This window comes from Agrobacterium tumefaciens (genome assembly GCF_005221325.1).
Lineage (GTDB): Bacteria > Pseudomonadota > Alphaproteobacteria > Rhizobiales > Rhizobiaceae > Agrobacterium.
Genome location: NZ_CP039889.1, coordinates 149,432 through 166,589, shown reverse-complemented (window position 1 = coordinate 166,589; position 17,158 = coordinate 149,432). Strand labels below are relative to the sequence as shown.

The 17,158-nt window shown below is 59.7% G+C and carries 16 protein-coding genes; 13 read left to right on the top strand and 3 right to left on the bottom strand.

Going from position 1 to position 17,158, the window contains the following annotated elements; all coding sequences use genetic code 11:
- Positions 1-261 precede the first annotated feature (261 nt).
- Positions 262-1,299, bottom strand: coding sequence for an Ldh family oxidoreductase (locus CFBP5499_RS15730; protein ID WP_080829953.1), 1,038 nt, complete (start codon positions 1,297-1,299; stop codon positions 262-264).
- Positions 1,300-1,613: 314 nt separating this feature from the next.
- On the opposite strand from CFBP5499_RS15730, the gene CFBP5499_RS15725 reads away from it, so the two are divergent.
- From CFBP5499_RS15725 to CFBP5499_RS15695, 7 genes are all read left to right on the top strand, one after another.
- Positions 1,614-2,420 (top strand): transporter substrate-binding domain-containing protein, encoded by an 807-nt coding sequence (locus CFBP5499_RS15725; protein WP_080829954.1) that lies wholly within the window; start codon positions 1,614-1,616, stop codon positions 2,418-2,420.
- Positions 2,421-2,492: 72 nt separating this feature from the next.
- A complete protein-coding gene (locus CFBP5499_RS15720) occupies positions 2,493-3,158 on the top strand; it encodes an amino acid ABC transporter permease (protein ID WP_080830246.1) in 666 nt (221 codons plus the stop codon).
- A gap of 12 nt (positions 3,159-3,170) precedes the next feature.
- Positions 3,171-3,824, top strand: coding sequence for an amino acid ABC transporter permease (locus CFBP5499_RS15715; protein WP_006312400.1), 654 nt, complete (start codon positions 3,171-3,173; stop codon positions 3,822-3,824).
- Entirely contained in the window at positions 3,817-4,539 is a 723-nt protein-coding gene (locus CFBP5499_RS15710; RefSeq protein WP_004444624.1) for an amino acid ABC transporter ATP-binding protein, read from the top strand. The genes CFBP5499_RS15715 and CFBP5499_RS15710 overlap by 8 nt, the downstream gene beginning before the upstream one ends.
- The gene (locus CFBP5499_RS15705) at positions 4,539-5,780 is read left to right on the top strand and encodes an NAD(P)/FAD-dependent oxidoreductase (RefSeq protein WP_080829955.1); all 1,242 of its coding nucleotides are present in this window, start codon (positions 4,539-4,541) and stop codon (positions 5,778-5,780) included. The genes CFBP5499_RS15710 and CFBP5499_RS15705 overlap by 1 nt, the downstream gene beginning before the upstream one ends.
- 110 nt (positions 5,781-5,890) lie before the next feature.
- Positions 5,891-7,600, top strand: coding sequence for an aconitase X (locus tag CFBP5499_RS15700; protein ID WP_080829956.1), 1,710 nt, complete (start codon positions 5,891-5,893; stop codon positions 7,598-7,600).
- Between the two features lie 10 nt (positions 7,601-7,610).
- On the top strand, positions 7,611-8,639 hold the full coding sequence (locus tag CFBP5499_RS15695) for a trans-3-hydroxy-L-proline dehydratase (protein WP_080829957.1): 1,029 nt from the start codon (positions 7,611-7,613) through the stop codon (positions 8,637-8,639).
- A gap of 61 nt (positions 8,640-8,700) precedes the next feature.
- Here CFBP5499_RS15695 and CFBP5499_RS15690 read toward each other — a convergent pair whose 3' ends face one another.
- Complete coding sequence (locus tag CFBP5499_RS15690; RefSeq protein WP_080829958.1) at positions 8,701-9,723, bottom strand: LacI family DNA-binding transcriptional regulator; 1,023 nt, start codon at positions 9,721-9,723, stop codon at positions 8,701-8,703.
- Positions 9,724-9,880: 157 nt separating this feature from the next.
- Complete coding sequence (locus tag CFBP5499_RS15685) at positions 9,881-10,201, bottom strand: hypothetical protein (RefSeq protein ID WP_080829959.1); 321 nt, start codon at positions 10,199-10,201, stop codon at positions 9,881-9,883.
- 296 nt (positions 10,202-10,497) lie between these two features.
- Between CFBP5499_RS15685 and CFBP5499_RS15680 the strand changes: the two genes are divergently transcribed.
- The 6 genes from CFBP5499_RS15680 (at position 10,498) to CFBP5499_RS15655 (ending at position 16,794) form a co-directional block, all read left to right on the top strand.
- On the top strand, positions 10,498-11,301 hold the full coding sequence (locus tag CFBP5499_RS15680) for a transporter substrate-binding domain-containing protein (RefSeq protein WP_080829960.1): 804 nt from the start codon (positions 10,498-10,500) through the stop codon (positions 11,299-11,301).
- 68 nt (positions 11,302-11,369) lie between these two features.
- On the top strand, positions 11,370-12,074 hold the full coding sequence (locus CFBP5499_RS15675; protein ID WP_080829961.1) for an amino acid ABC transporter permease: 705 nt from the start codon (positions 11,370-11,372) through the stop codon (positions 12,072-12,074).
- Complete coding sequence (locus CFBP5499_RS15670) at positions 12,071-12,730, top strand: amino acid ABC transporter permease (protein WP_080829962.1); 660 nt, start codon at positions 12,071-12,073, stop codon at positions 12,728-12,730. The genes CFBP5499_RS15675 and CFBP5499_RS15670 overlap by 4 nt, the downstream gene beginning before the upstream one ends.
- Positions 12,711-13,442 (top strand): amino acid ABC transporter ATP-binding protein, encoded by a 732-nt coding sequence (locus tag CFBP5499_RS15665; protein WP_065116843.1) that lies wholly within the window; start codon positions 12,711-12,713, stop codon positions 13,440-13,442. Before CFBP5499_RS15670 ends, CFBP5499_RS15665 begins: the two co-directional genes overlap by 20 nt.
- A gap of 23 nt (positions 13,443-13,465) precedes the next feature.
- Complete coding sequence (locus tag CFBP5499_RS15660) at positions 13,466-14,401, top strand: 2-hydroxyacid dehydrogenase (protein ID WP_080829963.1); 936 nt, start codon at positions 13,466-13,468, stop codon at positions 14,399-14,401.
- A gap of 218 nt (positions 14,402-14,619) precedes the next feature.
- On the top strand, positions 14,620-16,794 hold the full coding sequence (locus CFBP5499_RS15655; protein WP_080829964.1) for a putative bifunctional diguanylate cyclase/phosphodiesterase: 2,175 nt from the start codon (positions 14,620-14,622) through the stop codon (positions 16,792-16,794).
- The last annotated feature ends 364 nt before the right edge of the window (positions 16,795-17,158 follow it).

Genomic DNA, 17,158 nt, shown 5'->3' with positions numbered 1-17,158 from the left:
TTAGGCCCGCATTTGCGGGCCTAAATGTTGCTGACGCCGCTTTTTTCCGCGAAGTCTTAGCATCCGCACTCCGTCACCCCGGACCTGTTCCGGGGTCAAGCGCGATCAAGTCCTTGATCGCAAGAGAGTCCTTTCACGGCGCAGACGCGCCGTGGCTGGATGTCGGATCTAGTCCGGCACGACGGAGGAGAGGTTTTCCGACGCTGACATTCCTTAAGGCCTTCATCTGCGGGCCTATTTCATTTCCGATCCTCAACGCGGTCAGGAGACCGCATCCAGCCCCTTTTCCAGCAGCCGGTCGAGGCCGGCCATTTCCGCAGCGGAAAGCGTAACGCCTTCGCTCTCGGATTTCGCGCGGGCGGCAAAGCGGCGGCCGGAGGGCAGGCGGGCGCCCTGGCCGATAATGGCGTCGAACAGCATTTCGGCGCGCTGGAAGGGGTCGCCCGGACGCCCCTTGGCGAAGGCTTCCGGGGAGAAGGCAACGATCAATTCGCCATGGAAAGGCGCAAGCGTGGTGGTGCCGAGATAATCGAGCACTTCGGGGCTGGTGAGATCGCCGATCATGATTCCGGCGAGAAGCTCGATCATGGTGCCGATGGCCGAACCCTTATGGCCGCCAAAGGGAAGCATGGCGCCGGCAAGCGCCGCCTCGGGTTCGGTGGTCGGGTTGCCCTCGGCATCCACCGCCCATCCTTCCGGCAAGGGTTTTCCCGCGCGCCGGTGCAGTTCTATCTCGCCACGGGCGGCAACGGATGTCGCGAAATCAAAGACGTAAGGCGACGTGTCCTTGCGCGGCCAGCCGAAGGCAAAGGGGTTGGTGCCGAGCAGCGGCTTGGTTCCACCTGTCGGTGCGACGGTGGAATAGCTCGGGCACATCACAAGCCCTGCCAGTCCGTTCGAGGTCAGTCCCTCGACCTCGGGCCAAAGTGCCGAAAAATGCGTGCAGTCATTGATGACGAGTGCGGCGACGCCCAGGCGTTTCGCGCGCTCCGCCAGAACCGGCAGGCCAAGCTCGAAGGCGGGGTTGGCGAAACCGCCCATGGCATTGACCTTCACAATGGCCGTGCCGTCGTCCTCCGCCACCTCCGGTATCGCATCGGGCTTCACCTTGCCGGCCTTGACCGTGCGAAGCGCGCCTTCGATGCGGTAAATGCCATGCGATTTGCAGGCGTCCCGCTCGCCGGCGGTGATGACGCGTGCCAGCGCTCCCGACTGCACGGCATTCAGTCCAGCCCGGCGGAAAATCGACTCGACCCGCTGGAAAAGCGCCTCAATGGTCAAGGTGGTCGTGTCGTTCATCATAGTCCTCCGATACGGGCTCGCACATTTTGAATACATAAAGTATACAAAGGCGGGAGTAATGCAACGTGTCTTTTGGTAAGCCGCACAAGCAAGTGCAAATCGACGCTCAGCCGGAAAGGGCGAATGCGACATAGCCCGACGTTGTCCCACGCACAGTTTTTCTTCCAGCTCGCTTAACAAACCTCATTCGTTCGCACATGCAAAAAAATTCTTTTTGTATACTCATTGTATTTTTATATTGATTTATCGCTGTCATGGGGAAATAGTGGCCTCGCCTTCAAGGGCAGACCAATTCTGGGAGCAAATAAAGAATGAAAAAATCGGTCATTTTCGCCGGCCTCTTGGCCGCTACTTCCGCTATCACCCCGGCCAAGGCCGACAAGCTTGACGACATTATTTCGTCCGGCACCCTGCGTTGCGCCGTCGTGCTCGACTTCCCGCCGATGGGTGCGCGTGATGACGCGAACAATCCGATCGGATTCGACGTCGATTATTGCAACGACCTCGCCAAGGCGCTGGGCGTCACGGCTGAAATCGTCGAAACGCCGTTCCCGGAGCGTATTCCGGCGCTGATGTCCGGCCGCGTGGATGTCGGTGTTGCCTCGACCTCCGATACGCTGGAGCGCGCCAAGACCGTCGGCATGACCGTGCCTTACTTCGCCTTCGAAATGGCCGTTACCGCCAACGACAAGTCGGGTATCAAGTCCTTTGAGGACATGAAGGGCAAGACGGTTGGCGCAACCGCCGGCACCTTCGAAGCCATAGCGCTTGAAAAGTCGGTCAAGGAATGGGGCGTAGGCGAATTCCGTCCGTACCAGACGCAGGCAGATGTGTTCCTCGCTCTCAGCCAGGGCCAGATCGACGCCACGGTTTCCACCTCGACGGTTGCGCAGTCCAACGTTAAGGGCGGCAAGTTCACCGGCATCTCGGTCGTCGGCAAGGCGCCTTACGACATCGATTATGTCGCGCTCTTCACCAACCGTGACGAATACGGCTTCATCAACTACCTGAACCTCTTCATCAACCAGCAGGTTCGCACCGGCCGTTACGCCGAACTCTACAAGAAATGGGTTGGCGGCGAGGTTCCCTCGCTCACCGTCAACGGCGTTTATCGCTGATCAGGACTTTTCGTAAACGGCGCGGTCAAAATGATCGCGCCGTTGATCGTTTCTGAAAAGGCGGGACGCTTCATGTTCAATTATACATTCCACTGGAATCAGGCGCTGAAGGCTTTGCCGCAGCTTCTGGACGGTGCGGTGGTAACGCTGCAGATCGCCATTCTGTCGATGGTGATCGGCCTGACCTTCGCCATCGTGCTGACGCTGTTCCGGCTCTCCGGCAACCGCATTCTCGGGGCTCTCGCCTCCGTCTGGGTAGAAATCGCCCGCAACACGCCGGCGCTGTTCCAGATTTACATGGCCCATTTCGGGCTCGGCAATTTCGGCATTCACCTCAGCCCCTATACAGCACTTCTGGTCGGCATCGCCTTCAACAATGCCGGTTATCTCGCGGAAAATTTCCGCGGCGCCCTGAAAGCGATACCGGACACGCAGACGCGGTCGGGTCGTTCGCTCGGCATGACCTCGATGCAGACCTTCCGGCTCATCATTCTGCCGCAGATGCTGCGCGTTGCGTTCCTGCCGGCCACCAACCAGATGGTCTGGGCGATCCTGATGACCTCGCTCGGTGTCACGGTTGGCATGAATACGGATCTCGCCGGTGTGACGCAGGCGCTCAATGCGCGCTCGTTCCGCACCTTCGAATTCTTCGCGCTCGCCGCGGTCATCTATTACGTGATCGCCAAGATCGTCACGCTCGCCGCCAGATTGCTGGCCGCGCGTCTGTTCCGTTACTGAGAGAGGTGAGCCATGTTTGAAACCGCTCTCACCTGGAGTGATCTCGCCTTCCTGGCCAAGGGTGCCGGCATGACGCTTGCCGTCACCGCCGTTGCCGTGACGGCAGGCACCATCATGGGGATCATCTTCGGCATCATCCGTTTCCAGTTCGGCCCTTACTGGTCGCTGCCGCTGACCTTCGTTCTGGATATTTTCCGCTCCGTGCCGCTGCTCATCCAGTTGGTGCTCGGCAATGCCTTCCAGTCGATCGCCAAGCTCGGCTGGCCGCCTTTCACCACCTCCTGCGTGGTGCTGTCGCTTTATACGGCGGCCTATTGCACCGAGATCGTGCGCGGCGGCATCGGCGCCGTGCCGTCCAATACGCGCCGCGCCTGCCGGTCGCTCGGCATGACTTGGTCGCAGGACATGCGTTACATCGTGCTGCCGCTCGCCACCCGCGTGTCGCTGCCCTCGTGGATCGGGCTGACGCTCGGTGTCATGAAAGATTCGGCCCTCGTCCTGTGGCTCGGCCTCATCGAGCTTCTGCGCGCCTCGCAGATCCTCGTGACCCGCCTGCAGGAACCGCTGACCATCCTGATGATCTGCGGCGCCATCTATTTCCTTATCAGCTTCCCCATCGCCCGTTTCGGCGGGTATCTCGAAAGACGGTGGTCCCCCAATGATTGAGATCGAAAACGTCCGCAAATCCTTCGGCCCGCTGGAGGTTCTGAAAGGGATCAACCTCACCGTCAACAAGGGCGAGGTCGTCACCATCATCGGCGGTTCCGGCTCCGGCAAATCGACGCTGCTCACCTGCATCAACGGCCTAGAGCCGATCGATAGCGGCAAGATCGTCATCGACGGCACGGAAGTGCATGCCAAGTCGACTGACCTTAACAAGCTGCGCCGCAAGGTCGGCATCGTCTTCCAGCAATGGAACGCCTTTCCGCATCTGACGGTGCTGGAAAACGTCATGCTGGCGCCGCGCAAGGTACTCGGCATCTCCAAGGAGAAAGCTGAGGAGATCGCGGTGAAGCAACTCACCCATGTCGGCCTTGCCGAAAAGCTGAAGGTCTATCCGAACCGCATGTCGGGCGGCCAGCAGCAGCGTATGGCGATTGCCCGCGCACTTGCCATGTCGCCGGAATATATGCTGTTCGACGAAGTGACTTCGGCGCTCGATCCGATGCTGGTTGGCGAAGTGCTCGATACGCTGAAGATGCTGGCGGATGAAGGCATGACGATGATCTGTGTCACCCACGAAATGGCCTTCGCTCGCGATGTCTCGAACCGCGTCGCCTTCTTCCATCAGGGCGTGATGGCGGAAATCGGCACGCCGGACCAGCTGTTCGGCGCGCCGCAGCATCCAGAAACCCAGAAGTTCCTGGCGAGCGTCCGGTAATGCCTGCACATGATGTCATCGTCATAGGGGCCGGCGTCGTCGGCCTCTCGGCAGCGATCGCCGCGCAGGGCCGCGGCCTCTCGGTCACGGTCATCGATCGCGAGGGACCGGCTGCGGGCGCTTCGGCAGGCAATGCCGGCGCTTTCGCCTTCACCGATATCCTGCCGCTCGCTTCGCCGGGCATTCTCTGGAAAGCGCCGAAATGGCTCATCGATCCGCTGGGGCCACTCAGCGTGCCACCGGCCTATGCGCTGAAGATCGCGCCATGGATGTTCCGCTTCTGGCGGGCCTGCGCTGCGTCCAACGTAGAGAATTCCACCGCCGCGCAGACGGCGCTGATGGACCTTTCCAAAGCAGAGCTTGAGCCGTTTCTTAAAAGGACCGACACCATTGCCATGCTTCGCAAAGAGGGCAACCTTCAAGTCTATGAAAGCGAGGCCGAATTCGAGAGCTCGCTTCCCGGCTGGAAGGCGCGCGAACGCCATGGCATCGAGTTCGGGCATCTAAACGCCGAGCAGATGGCCGAGATACAGCCCGGCATTGCTTCGCGTTTCACCTGCGGCACGTTCACGCCCGGCTGGTATTCCATCGCTGATCCCAAGTTCTATACGCAGGCGCTGGCCGACCATTTCCGCACCATTGGCGGCCGTATCGAATGCCTTGATGTCGCTTCTCTCAGACCACGGGAAGATGGCGTCGAGGTGGTGAGCCACGATGGCCGCACCCGCAAGGCTGGCAGGGTAGTGCTGGCGGCCGGTGCGTTCTCGCATCGCATTGCCCGTTCGCTTGGGGAAAAAATTCCGCTGGAAACCGAACGGGGGTATAATACCACCCTGCCTTCAGGCGCTTTCGATCTGCGCACGCAGGTCACCTTCGGTGGCCATGGTTTCGTTGTCACCCGGCTTTCCTCTGGTATCCGCGTCGGTGGCGCGGTGGAATTGGGCGGGCTGGAGCTTCCAGCCAATTTCGCCCGTTCCGAGGCGCTTCTGGCCAAGGCGAAAGCCTTCCTGCCCGGCCTGAAAACCGAGGGCGGCAAGCAGTGGATGGGCTTTCGTCCGTCGCTGCCGGACAGCCTGCCGGCCATCGGGCAAGCGCGGCACACGGCAAGGGTGGTTTATGCTTTCGGCCACGGGCATCTGGGGCTGACGCAATCGGCGGGCACGGCCCGCATCGTTGCCGATCTTCTGACGGGGCAAAAACCCGCCATCGATACAAGGGCATTTTCGCCACAACGTTTCTAGAGAATTTTGGCTTTTCTTCGAAACGCAAAAATTCTCTAGCTTTTTTCACGCATTTTCCGGGCGTAAAACCGCTACGCAGTTTTACTGGAAATGCTTTAGGGAGATTTTCGATGTCTTCTGCCGTTTCGCCAGTCACCGCTCCCGAGGCACGCAGCATTCTGGCCGGTGCCGCCGAAGGCAAGGTCATCGCCACGACTGAGGCGCTGAGCTTCTGGGGCGGGGTCGATCCCGCCACCGGCAAAGTGATCGATGTGCATCACCCGCTGCATGGCGTCTGTCTCACCGGCGGCGTGCTGTTCATGCCGACCAGTCGCGGCTCCTGCACCGGCTCGGGCGTTCTGCTCGATCTCATCCTCACCGGCCGTGCGCCTTCGGCGCTGGTTTTCTGCGAGGCTGAAGATGTTCTGACGCTTGGTGCCCTCGTTGCAGCGGAAATGTTCGACAAGGCTCTGCCGGTCCTCCGCCTCGATGCAGAAACTTTCGCCCGCTTTTCCCAAGCTGCCCATGTTAGCATCGATGCGAATACCATCAAGGCCGACGGTGTTTCACTTGCCATCGCTCCGCCGGCGACGGCGCATCTCGACCTTGAGGACGACGATAGGGCTATGCTTGAAGGGCGTGACGGCATCGCCGTGCGTCAGGCGATGCGCATCATCGTCGCCATGGCGGCCCAGCAGGGCGCGTCGGCGCTTGTCGATGTCACCCAGGGCCATATCGACGGCTGCATCTATGCCAGCCCCGCCAACCTCACCTTCGCGGAAAAAATGGCCGACATGGGCGGCAATGTGCGGGTGCCGACCACCATGAACGCCATCTCGGTGGACAAGGCCAATTGGCGCGCACAGGGCGTGCCGGAGGATTTCGGCGATCCCGCCGCAAGACTGGCCGACGCCTATGTGCGCATGGGCTGTCGTCCCACCTTCACCTGTTCGCCTTACCTGCTCGACAGCGCGCCGAATGCCGGCGAATCGATCGCCTGGGCCGAATCGAATGCGGTGATCTTCGCCAATACGGTGCTCGGCGCCCGCACCGCCAAACATCCTGACTTTCTCGACCTCTGTATTGCGATGACGGGCAGGGCGCCGCTTTCTGGCGTTTATCTGGAAGAAAACCGCCGGCCGCAGCGCATCGTCGATGTGGCTCTGCCAGCCGGCATTGATGACGCCTTCTGGCCGCTCGTCGGTTATCTCGCCGGCAAGGCCGCACCGGATTGTATTCCGCTGCTGCGTGGTCTCGGGGCCGCAAAACCCTCCCGGGATGAACTGAAAGCACTCTGCGCCGCCTTCGGTACCACCTCCGCTTCACCCATGCTGCATATCGAGGGCGTGACGCCGGAAGCGGGACTTGCGCCGCTCGAAACCGCCGGGACCGTGGCCATTTCGCTTGCCGATATGGCCACCGGCTGGTCGCTTCTAAACGAGGGGCCGGAAGAGGTCCAGCTCGTCGCCATCGGCAGTCCGCATGCCTCGCTGGAGGAATGTCGGGCGCTGGCGGCCGTGTTCGCCGGCCGCAAGCGCCATACGGATGTCGCCGTCATCGTCACCGCCGGTCAGCAGGTCATCGACGCGGCCGGCAAGGATGGCACGCTGCAGAGCCTGAAGGACAGCGGCGTGCAGGTGCTGCCGGATCTCTGCTGGTGTTCGATTTCCGAGCCCGTCTTTCCAACGAAGACCCGCGCGCTGATGACCAATTCCGGCAAATACGCCCATTACGGTCCGGGCCTCAGCGGCCGCGCCGTGCGCTTCGGCAGCCTTGCCGATTGCGTCGAAAGCGCGCTGACCGGCCGGGCGAGTTCCCGCCTTCCATCCTGGCTTTCCTGAGGAGTTTCGAATGCGCAGCATAAAGACCGTTCATGTCATTTCCGCCCATGCGGAAGGTGAGGTGGGGGATGTGATCGTCGGTGGCGTCAGGCCGCCGCCGGGTGAAACGATCTGGGAACAGAGCCGTTTCATCGCCCGGGATGAGACCCTGCGCAATTTCGTGCTCAACGAACCGCGCGGCGGCGTGTTCCGCCATGTGAACCTTCTCGTGCCGCCGAAACATCCTGACGCGGATGCCGCCTTCATCATCATGGAGCCGGAAGACACCCCGCCCATGTCCGGCTCGAACTCCATCTGCGTTTCCACGGTACTTCTGGATGGCGGCATCGTGCCGATGCAGGAGCCGGAAACCCATATGCTTTTGGAAGCACCCGGCGGGCTGGTGAAGGTGCGCGCCGAATGCCGCAACGGCAAGGCCGAGCGCATTTTCGTGCAGAACCTGCCGAGCTTTGCCGCGAGGCTCGATGCTGAACTCGAGGTCGAAGGTCTTGGTAAGCTGAAAGTGGACACTGCCTATGGCGGCGATAGCTTCGTCATCGTCGATGCCGAGGCAATGGGTTTCAGCCTGAAGCCGGAAGAGGCGCATGAGATCGCCCGCCTCGGCGTGCGCATCACCAATGCCGCCAACAGGGTTTTGGGTTTCGACCATCCCGAAAACCCCGACTGGAAACATTTTTCCTTCTGCCTCTTCGCCGGCAAGGTGGAGCGCACGGCGGAAGGCCTCAGGGCAGGGGCGGCCGTCGCCATCCAGCCGGGCAAGGTGGATCGCTCGCCGACCGGCACGGCACTTTCAGCCCGCATGGCGGTGCTGCATGCACGCGGCGAGATGAAAGAAGGTGAAACGCTGACGGCGGTATCCCTGATCGGCTCGACCTTCACCGGCCGTATCCTCGGAACCACAACAGTCGGCGAGCGTCCGGCCATCCTGCCGGAAATCTCCGGTCGTGGCTGGATCACGGGTATTCACCAACACATGCTCGATCCGTCCGATCCGTGGCCGGAGGGCTACCGCCTGACGGATACGTGGGGTGCGAGGTAAGGCGATAGGTCACCACTCCTTCATCCCTGTGATAAGCATAGGGATGAATGACGAGAGGGGATCAACCAGCCACTCTCTTCGTCGTCTCGCGTACGATCAGTTCGAACCCGACATCCACCCGCGCGCCTTCCGGCACGACAGCACCCTTCTCCGGCTCCAATATAGAAAGCAGCAATTCGCCCGCCTTGCGGCCGATCATCTGGGCATCGACCCGGATCGTTGAAATCGCCGGGTAACATTGGCGGCTGATATCGAAATCGCCGAATCCGAGGATGGAAATTTGATCGGGCACGGGAATGCCGCGGCGATGACATTCCATCAGCGCGCCGACGGCGGAAATATCGGAGACGGCGAAAATACCCTCGACATCGGGTGCCTTAGCAAGCAGCGAGCCGAGCGTTTTTGCCCCGTGATCGTAGGAGACCGGCGCACTGCCCTCGCGGATGATGAGATCATCGGAAATGCCGGCTTCGCGCAACGCGGCGGCAAACCCGACAAGACGGCTTTCGCCGCGCCAGTCGTTCACAGCGCCATCGGCTCTGGAGCCGAGCGCGCCTATACGCTTTAAGCCAAGTGATATCAGGTATTTGGCGGCGTTTCTTCCTACTTCGTAGTTGGAAAAGCCAACCGCGTGGTCGATCGGGTGTTCCGGAACATCCCAGATTTCCACGATGGGAATACCGGCACGCATCAAAACCTCGCTCGCCATCTTGGTATGCACCGTGCCGGCAACGACAATCGCGTCGGGACGCCGCTCCATCATGGTGCGAATGACGCGCTCTTCTTCCTGAAGATCGTACATCGTGTAGCCGATCAGCAATTGATAATCGGCGGCGCGCAGCGCTTTGGCCAACCCCTGGGCGCTGTCGGCGAAGTTGGAGTTGGTGAGTGTCGGCAGGATGGCGGTGATGAAATTGGTGCGCCGGGAAGACAGCGAACCGGCGATTCGATCAGGCACGTATCCGAGCTTCTCGATGGCCTTCATCACCTTCTGGCGTGTCTCTTCCGACACCAGCGCAGGATCGGCCAGCACCCGCGAGACAGTCATCTTGGAGACGCCCGCGAGTTTCGAGACGTCGCTCATGGTTGCTTTTTTTGACGTGACTAACGCTGCGGCCAAGGGCGTGCGCTCCACCAAAGCATGTCTCCCTAAATTCGAACCGTTTCAGGACAAGACATACACGAAGATATCAGGGGAAAGCACGCCGTATGATTTGAGATCAGTGCGGCGTGCACCGGATTCATGCGACGCGGCTATAGACCAGATGGTAAAAACGTCCGTCGCACATGCTCATCATCTCGTCCGTCAGCACCCGGCCTTCCAGCCGGACTGGCGAGGCCAGTGCTTCCTCCACCGCTTCCATCGAAGGATAGTCGATTTCCTGCACCATGATGATCGAGGCGGCATCCGGGTCGGTGCGCTCGGTTCGCATCACCCGCACGGCCTGCGCATTCGGCATACGTTTCCAGACCGGCAGCAATTTCTCCTCGACGATACGGAAAAACTCCTCCTCCCGGCCGGGGTGTATCCTGCCTTCGAAAATTGCCGAGCGTGTGTACATGGTTTCCTCCCGAATGAATGCCCGATGCAACAGTTCTGTAGATCAGACTTGCAATGATACCGATAACATGCATTATTGATCCTGCCAAGAACGTGAAACGGTGTCGACAAGAGGAAAATCGATAACCAGCCGAAATTGTTGAATTTTAAGGAAAATTCACGTGGTTTTGAGCTTTCGCGGTTTCTTGGGAGGAGTTTTTAGTCAATCGCGGTGAAATGTTATCGAGAACATTTTTCGCTTTGCGCAAGGCCGCTGTTCCGCTTCGGGCAGCCATTATTTGGGTTGGAGGAGAAACCATGAGCATTTCAAGATTTCTGAAAAACATGACCGTTGCCGTCGGTGTTGCCGCAGCTTCGCTTGCCGCGACCACGTCCGCCCATGCCGTGTCGCTCAGCGAGATCACGGCGCGCGGCAAGGTTAAGATCGGTGTTCTGACCGGCGCTCCGCCGATGGGCATGGTGGACGAGAAGGGCAATCCTTCCGGTTATGACGTGGATGTTGCCAACCTCATCGGTTCTTACCTGTCGCTGCCGGTTGAGCTGGTGCCGCTGACGCCGCCTGCGCGCATCCCCGCACTTCAGACAGGCAAGGTCGATTTCCTCGTTGCAACGCTTGCGCCAACCGGCGAGCGCGCCAAGACCGTCATGTTCACGCAGCCTTACAGCGCCTTCAACATGGACATCATCTCCGGCAAGGACCAGAAGTTCGAAAATCTCGACAGCCTCAAGGGCAAGCGCGTTTCGGTCAATCGCGGCTCCTCGCAGGAAACCGCGCTACGCAAGGCCAATGTCGAAGGTCTCGAAATCGTCGTTTACGAAGACGATTCCACCAGCGCCCAGGCATTGCTTGCCGGTCAGGTGGATGCCGTGGCGCTGCCGTCCACGGTTGGCGAAGCGATCATCAAGCAGCGTCCGGAAGCCGGTCTGCAGGTTGGTTTCACTTTCTTCCAGCAGGGCAATTCCATGGCGACGAAGATTGAGGATTTCGAGCTGCGCCAGTGGCTCAACACCTCCATCTACCTCATGAAGATGTCGGGCGATCTTGACCGCATCTCGGTGAAGTGGACCGGTCGTCCGCTGCCGCAATTGCCAAGCTTCTGATTGAGCCTTTCAACGCGCCCGCCGGAGGAAAATTTCCGGCGGGCCGGGAAATGTCAACGGAGTGACGCATGTCCTATACTTTTCAATTCGGCGCGCTCGCCCAATATCAGAATGAAATTCTGAACGGCATATGGCTGACGATCAAGCTGTCGGTCCTCTCCATCGTGCTCGGCTGCGCTTTCGGCATTCTTCTCGCTTCGCTACGCTCCATTAATGGAGGCGTCGTTCGCATCATCGTGGATGCTTATGTCGAAGTGATCCGCAACACGCCGTTTCTGGTGCAGCTTTTCATCGTCTATTTCGGCCTTCCGGGCCTCGGCTTTCGCGTCGGTGCGGATACGGCGGCGCTGATCGGCATGACGATCAACCTTGCCGCCTATTCGACGGAAATCATCCGCGCCGGCATCGAGGCGGTGCACAAGTCGCAGATCGAGGCGGGCGAGGCTCTTGGGTTCACCAGATATCAGATCTATCGCCACGTCATCATCGTGCCTGCCATTGCCAAGGTCTATCCGTCGCTGTGCAGCCAGTTCGTGCTGATGATGCTGGCATCGAGCATATGTTCGGCCATTTCCACCCATGAGCTTGCGGCCGCCGCTGCCTTCGTGGAATCGCAGACCTATCGCTCCTTCGAGGTCTATATCGTCGTCACGCTAATCTATCTTGCACTGGCGCTCAGCCTGCGGCTCATCCTTGCCCTTGTCGGCATGTGGCTGTTTGGCCGCCGTGTGGCCCGCAAGACGATGACCGCTTTGCCGGAGGTGCAGTCATGACCCTTAGAACTTTCGGCTGGAACGAATTCGGCTTCCTGCTCACCGCCCTGCAATGGACCGTGCTTCTGACGATCATTGCGCTTATCGGCGGCGGCATCGTCGGCTTCTTCATCGCGCTGGCCCGCACGTCGGATAGCAAGCTGCTGCGCATTGCCGCCGGTACCTATATCCAGGTGATCCAGGGCATTCCGGTGCTGATGATCCTCTTCCTGTCCTATTACGGCCTCAGCCTTGCCGGACTGGAACTGCCGCCGCTGATCGCCGCCGGCGCGTCAATGACGATCTATACGTCAGGTTATCTCGCCGAAATCTGGCGTGGCTGCATCCAGGCGGTGCCGAAGCAGCAATGGGAAGCGTCGGAATCGCTGGCGCTCACCCGCGCCCAGCAATATCGTTACGTCATCCTGCCGCAGGCGATCCGCATTTCCCTGCCGCCGACCGTCGGTTTTGCCGTTCAGGTCGTCAAGAATACGTCCATCGCATCGATCATCGGTTTCGTCGAACTGGCAAGAGCGGGGCAGCTCATCAACAATGCCACGTTCCAGCCGTTCCGCGTCTTTGTCGCGGTGGCCGTGCTTTATTTCATCGTCTGCTACCCGTTGTCCCAGCTGTCGCGTTGGCTGGAAAGGAGGCTTCATGCCGGAAGTAATCGTTGAAAACGTTCACAAGAGCTTTGGCGCTCTGGAAGTCCTCAAAGGCGTGTCGCTGACGGTCGGTCGCGGTGAAGTCTTTGCCCTCATCGGCCGCTCGGGTTCGGGCAAGAGCACGCTGCTGCGCTGCATGAACGGGTTGGAGAAGATCAATTCGGGCCGCATCGAAATCGCCGGTCATGCGATCGGCGAAGATGCCAAGGCGCTGCGCAAGCTGCGCACCGACGTCGGCATCGTCTTTCAGAGCTACAATCTTTTCCCGCATCTGACGGTCGGTGAGAACATCATGCTCGCGCCGCGCATCGTCAAGGACGTGGCGAAATCGGAAACCAGGGATATCGCCCGCGAGGTTCTGCAACTCGTCGGCCTGTCGGAGAAATTCGATTCCTATCCTGACCAGCTGTCCGGCGGCCAGCAGCAGCGCGTGGCGATTGCCCGCTCGCTCGCCATGCGGCCGAAGGTGATGCTGTTCGACGAGGTGACCTCGGCGCTTGACCCGGAACTGACCGAGGAAGTGTTGACCGTCATGGAAAACCTCGCCAAGGGCGGCATGACCATGATCCTCGTGACCCACGAAATGGCCTTTGCGCGCCGCGTGGCGACCGAAACCATCTTTATGCACAAGGGCAAGATCTGGGAGCAGGGCCGCTCGTCCGAACTCTTCGCCAATCCGCAAACGCCGGAACTCCGGCAATTCGTCAAGGCCGATGTGAAGTAGCTCACCGGCATAAAGGAAGATCCATGACCACTGAAATCGTGCAACTGTGCCCGCTTATCCCGGCGCTGGAAGAAGAACTTGCGCAGCGCTTTACCGTGCATCGCCTGTTCGAGGCCGCAGACAAGGCAGCATTCCTTGCTGAAAAGGGTGCTGCAATCCGCGGCGTCGTCACCGGCGGCCATATCGGTCTGCCGGCGGATGTTGGCGCGGCACTCCCCAATCTTGAAATCGTCGCCATCAACGGCGTCGGTTTCGACAAGGTCGACTTGGCGGAAGCCAAGCGGCGCGGTTTCCGCGTCTCCAATACGCCTGACGTATTGACGGCCGATGTTGCCGATCTCGCGCTTGGTCTGGTTCTGGCGCAGGCGCGCAAGCTGCCGCAGGCGGACCAGCATGTGCGCACCGGGCGATGGCTGAAGGGCGATATGGGGCTTTCAACCCGTGTGGCCGGCCGCCGCTACGGCATTTTCGGCCTTGGCCGCATCGGTCAGGCAATTGCAAAGCGGCTCGAAGGTTTTGACGCGCGCATTTCCTACACCGCCAGAAACCGCCGCGATGTCGCTTATGATTATTATGACAGCATCGAGATGCTGGCCGCCAATTGTGATGTGTTGATCATCGCTGCCGCCGCCACCGCAGAAACGCGCCATATCGTCAATGCGGATGTGCTGAAGGCGCTGGGACCGCAGGGTGTGCTCGTCAACGTGGCGCGCGGTTCACTGGTGGATGAAAAGGCGCTGGTTGAGGCGCTTTCGAAGGGCACGATCGGTGGCGCGGCGCTGGATGTCTTCGAGGACGAGCCTCGAGTGCCGGAAGCGCTATTTGCTTTCGATACCGTCACGCTCGCCCCACACGTCGGCAGCGGCACGCACCAGACGCGGCGCGCTATGGCCGATCTGGTTCTTGCGAATCTCGACGCGCATTTCGCGGGCAAGGAGCTGCCGACCCCGGTGGTGTAAGCCCTCTTTCCCTATCGACCATCAAACGGCGCGGCTTTTGTCGCGCCGTGTCGTTTCATCCTGTCGCTGCTCATCGATGGTAAAAGCAGTATTCCCCGCAATCTCTATTCGCCGTTCATCATTATATAATATGTATAATTCTACTATTCCGCTTCCTTATAAAGTGATGAGGCGGAGAGGTGCGTTCCAAAGGCCCGAAGACACCCGAAGAGAACCGGATGTCGCGAAAAAAGCGCGACATAACGTCATCTGCCTCTCCAGCAATGGGCGAAAATGCCAATCCCTCCGGCCGGCACACGCTTCTGGAAGCGATGATCGACCATGTGCCGGATTTCATCTATGCCAAGGATCTGGAAGGGCGCTTTCTTTTTGCCAACCGCGCCATCGTCACCGAAAACGGCTTTGAAAGCGTCGAGGAGCTGATCGGTCTCACCGATTACGATATTCATGGCGAAGCGGCGCGGCGCGCCGGCATTCCCGATACCGAAGCGCGGGTGATGCGTACCGGTGAACCGGATCTCGGTTACGAGGAACGCGCCATGCGGGGCGATATCGACCGCTGGCTGATGATGTCGCGTGTGCCGTTGAAGGACAAGTCCGGCAAGATCATCGGCGTCGTGGGTGCCTCGCGCGACATCACCCAGAAAAAGGCCTCTGAGCGATTGCTTCAGGCGCAGGCGCATATTTTGGAAATGATTGTGGCGGCGGCTCGTATCGAGGATTTCCTCGAGGAATTCGTCAAGGCGATCGAAAATCTGGCCACCGGCCTTGCCTGCGCCGTGCGGGTGTTCGAGGCGGCGGTGGGGGAGCCATCCGTTTATGTGTCACCCGCCCTTGCGCAGCAGGCAGGGTTGATCGCGCTGATTTCCAATGTCAGCGATCCCGCAAGTCTCGCCCATGCGGCGGAGGATACGGCCTTCAGTTTCGATATTCCCGCCAGTGAGGGCCAGGCGCATGGTTTCGTCTGGTGCAAGCTTGCCGGCCGCAAGCCGGATGAAGCGCTGGTGGAATTTATCGGCGCTGCGGCGCGCATGGCGGGTCTGGCGATAGACCGCAAAAGGGCAGCGGAACACATCGCCTTTCTGGCGGATCATGACATGCTGACCCGGCTGCCCAACCGCCGTTTCCTCGATACCCGGCTGCCGGAGATATTGGCGGCGGCGGTAAAGGTGAACAGAAGGGTCGGTATCGGTTTCCTCGATCTCGACAATTTCAAGCAGATCAACGATACGCTCGGCCACAGCATCGGCGATGCGCTGCTGTCGAAAACCGCCGAGCGCATTGCGGCGAGCCTCAGGCAAAACGATCTTGTTCTGAGGGTCGGTGGCGACGAGTTCGTCATTATTCTCGAAGAGCGCAAGGATGATGTCGAAAACCGTCTGCAGCGCATCCGGGCTGCAGTCTCGCAGCCATTGCGCATCGGCAACTACGATATCAAGGTTACCTGCAGCATCGGCATGGCCTTTTTCCCGGAACACGGGGAAACCACGGCGGAAATCGTCGCGGCGGCCGATCTCGCCATGTATGAGGCCAAGCATAACGGACGCGACAGCATCGCCACCTTCACGCCGAACATGGCGGATGATCTGAGGAAGAAATTCACCCGGATCGAGGAGTTGCGCAAAGCCGTCGAAAGGGACGAATTCGTCCTGCATTTCCAGCCGCAGGTCGATCTTGCAAGCGGCCGGATCAGCGGCGTGGAGGCGCTGGTGCGCTGGCAGCATCCTGCGGAGGGTCTGCTCGGCCCTGCGGAATTCATCGGACTTGCGGAAGAAACCGGCCTGATCGTGGAACTGGGGGCAAACATCCTCAAAAAGGCCTGTCGCCAGGCGCAGGCATGGGTTGCCGCCGGCCTCTCGCCCGTCAAGATGGCGGTCAATATCTCGCCACGCCAGTTTCAGGGCGGGTTGGTGCAGCAGATCAGGTCGGTGCTGAAGGAAACCGGCCTTGCGCCCTCCCTGCTGGAAATCGAGATCACCGAGACGCTGATCATTCAGGATGTCGAGACATCGGTGCGGATCATGCGCGCCATAAAACAGATGGGCGTCAGCCTGGCGCTGGATGATTTCGGAATCGGTTATTCCTGTCTCGGCATGCTCAAGACATTCCCACTGTCCTGCATGAAGATAGACCGGTCGTTCCTGACCCACCTGCCGGAAAAAACCAAGGACAGCGCCATCGTCACGATCATGATCCAGCTTGCCGGATCGCTTGGCATCGATGTCATTGCCGAAGGTGTGGAAACCGCCGAGCAGGCGGCGTTCCTGCGCACGGCCGGCTGTCCTTACGGTCAAGGCTATTATTTCAGCCGTCCTCTTCCTGCGGATGCGATCGAGGCGATGCTGGGGAACACGACGACATTCCCCACCGGCCTCTCCAGCGACGGGCCATAAGCCCCCACCTTTAGCAGACTTGCCGGAGAGGCGGGCATGCCGCCATGTCCGCTGCAACGCGCTGTCTTATTGCCGCGCGCTTTCCTTTCTCGCTCCGGGCTTCGCAACGAAAGTCTTCGCCGCCTCATCTCGCATGTATGTGTATTCTCGGCCCCATTCAGGATTGCGTGAGGCGCGCACCCATGTTTCTTAATGTAATAATATATTCATTTATAAAATTAAACCTTAGTAATAAATAAATTTATTTCGAAATAAAACACAAAATTACTATATTTTAAACTGTGAATTTGTTGTAATTTTACTACTTAATCCGAAAGTGTACTTATATTGTATTTCAATTTGCTCGATTTGAATTGCGACTCCG

Excerpts from the sequence above, each read along its gene's own strand:
- CFBP5499_RS15715 (WP_006312400.1), top strand. The coding sequence starts at position 3,171 with ATGTTTGAAACCGCTCTCACCTGGAGTGATCTCGCCTTCCTGGCCAAG.
- CFBP5499_RS15720 (WP_080830246.1), top strand. The coding sequence starts at position 2,493 with ATGTTCAATTATACATTCCACTGGAATCAGGCGCTGAAGGCTTTGCCG.
- CFBP5499_RS15710 (WP_004444624.1), top strand. The coding sequence starts at position 3,817 with ATGATTGAGATCGAAAACGTCCGCAAATCCTTCGGCCCGCTGGAGGTT.
- CFBP5499_RS15695 (WP_080829957.1), top strand. The coding sequence starts at position 7,611 with ATGCGCAGCATAAAGACCGTTCATGTCATTTCCGCCCATGCGGAAGGT.
- CFBP5499_RS15665 (WP_065116843.1), top strand. The coding sequence starts at position 12,711 with ATGCCGGAAGTAATCGTTGAAAACGTTCACAAGAGCTTTGGCGCTCTG.
- CFBP5499_RS15690 (WP_080829958.1), bottom strand. The coding sequence starts at position 9,723 with ATGAGCGACGTCTCGAAACTCGCGGGCGTCTCCAAGATGACTGTCTCG.
- CFBP5499_RS15700 (WP_080829956.1), top strand. The coding sequence starts at position 5,891 with ATGTCTTCTGCCGTTTCGCCAGTCACCGCTCCCGAGGCACGCAGCATT.
- CFBP5499_RS15730 (WP_080829953.1), bottom strand. The coding sequence starts at position 1,299 with ATGAACGACACGACCACCTTGACCATTGAGGCGCTTTTCCAGCGGGTC.
- CFBP5499_RS15660 (WP_080829963.1), top strand. The coding sequence starts at position 13,466 with ATGACCACTGAAATCGTGCAACTGTGCCCGCTTATCCCGGCGCTGGAA.
- CFBP5499_RS15675 (WP_080829961.1), top strand. The coding sequence starts at position 11,370 with ATGTCCTATACTTTTCAATTCGGCGCGCTCGCCCAATATCAGAATGAA.
- CFBP5499_RS15705 (WP_080829955.1), top strand. The coding sequence starts at position 4,539 with ATGCCTGCACATGATGTCATCGTCATAGGGGCCGGCGTCGTCGGCCTC.
- CFBP5499_RS15685 (WP_080829959.1), bottom strand. The coding sequence starts at position 10,201 with ATGTACACACGCTCGGCAATTTTCGAAGGCAGGATACACCCCGGCCGG.
- CFBP5499_RS15680 (WP_080829960.1), top strand. The coding sequence starts at position 10,498 with ATGAGCATTTCAAGATTTCTGAAAAACATGACCGTTGCCGTCGGTGTT.
- CFBP5499_RS15725 (WP_080829954.1), top strand. The coding sequence starts at position 1,614 with ATGAAAAAATCGGTCATTTTCGCCGGCCTCTTGGCCGCTACTTCCGCT.
- CFBP5499_RS15670 (WP_080829962.1), top strand. The coding sequence starts at position 12,071 with ATGACCCTTAGAACTTTCGGCTGGAACGAATTCGGCTTCCTGCTCACC.
- CFBP5499_RS15655 (WP_080829964.1), top strand. The coding sequence starts at position 14,620 with ATGTCGCGAAAAAAGCGCGACATAACGTCATCTGCCTCTCCAGCAATG.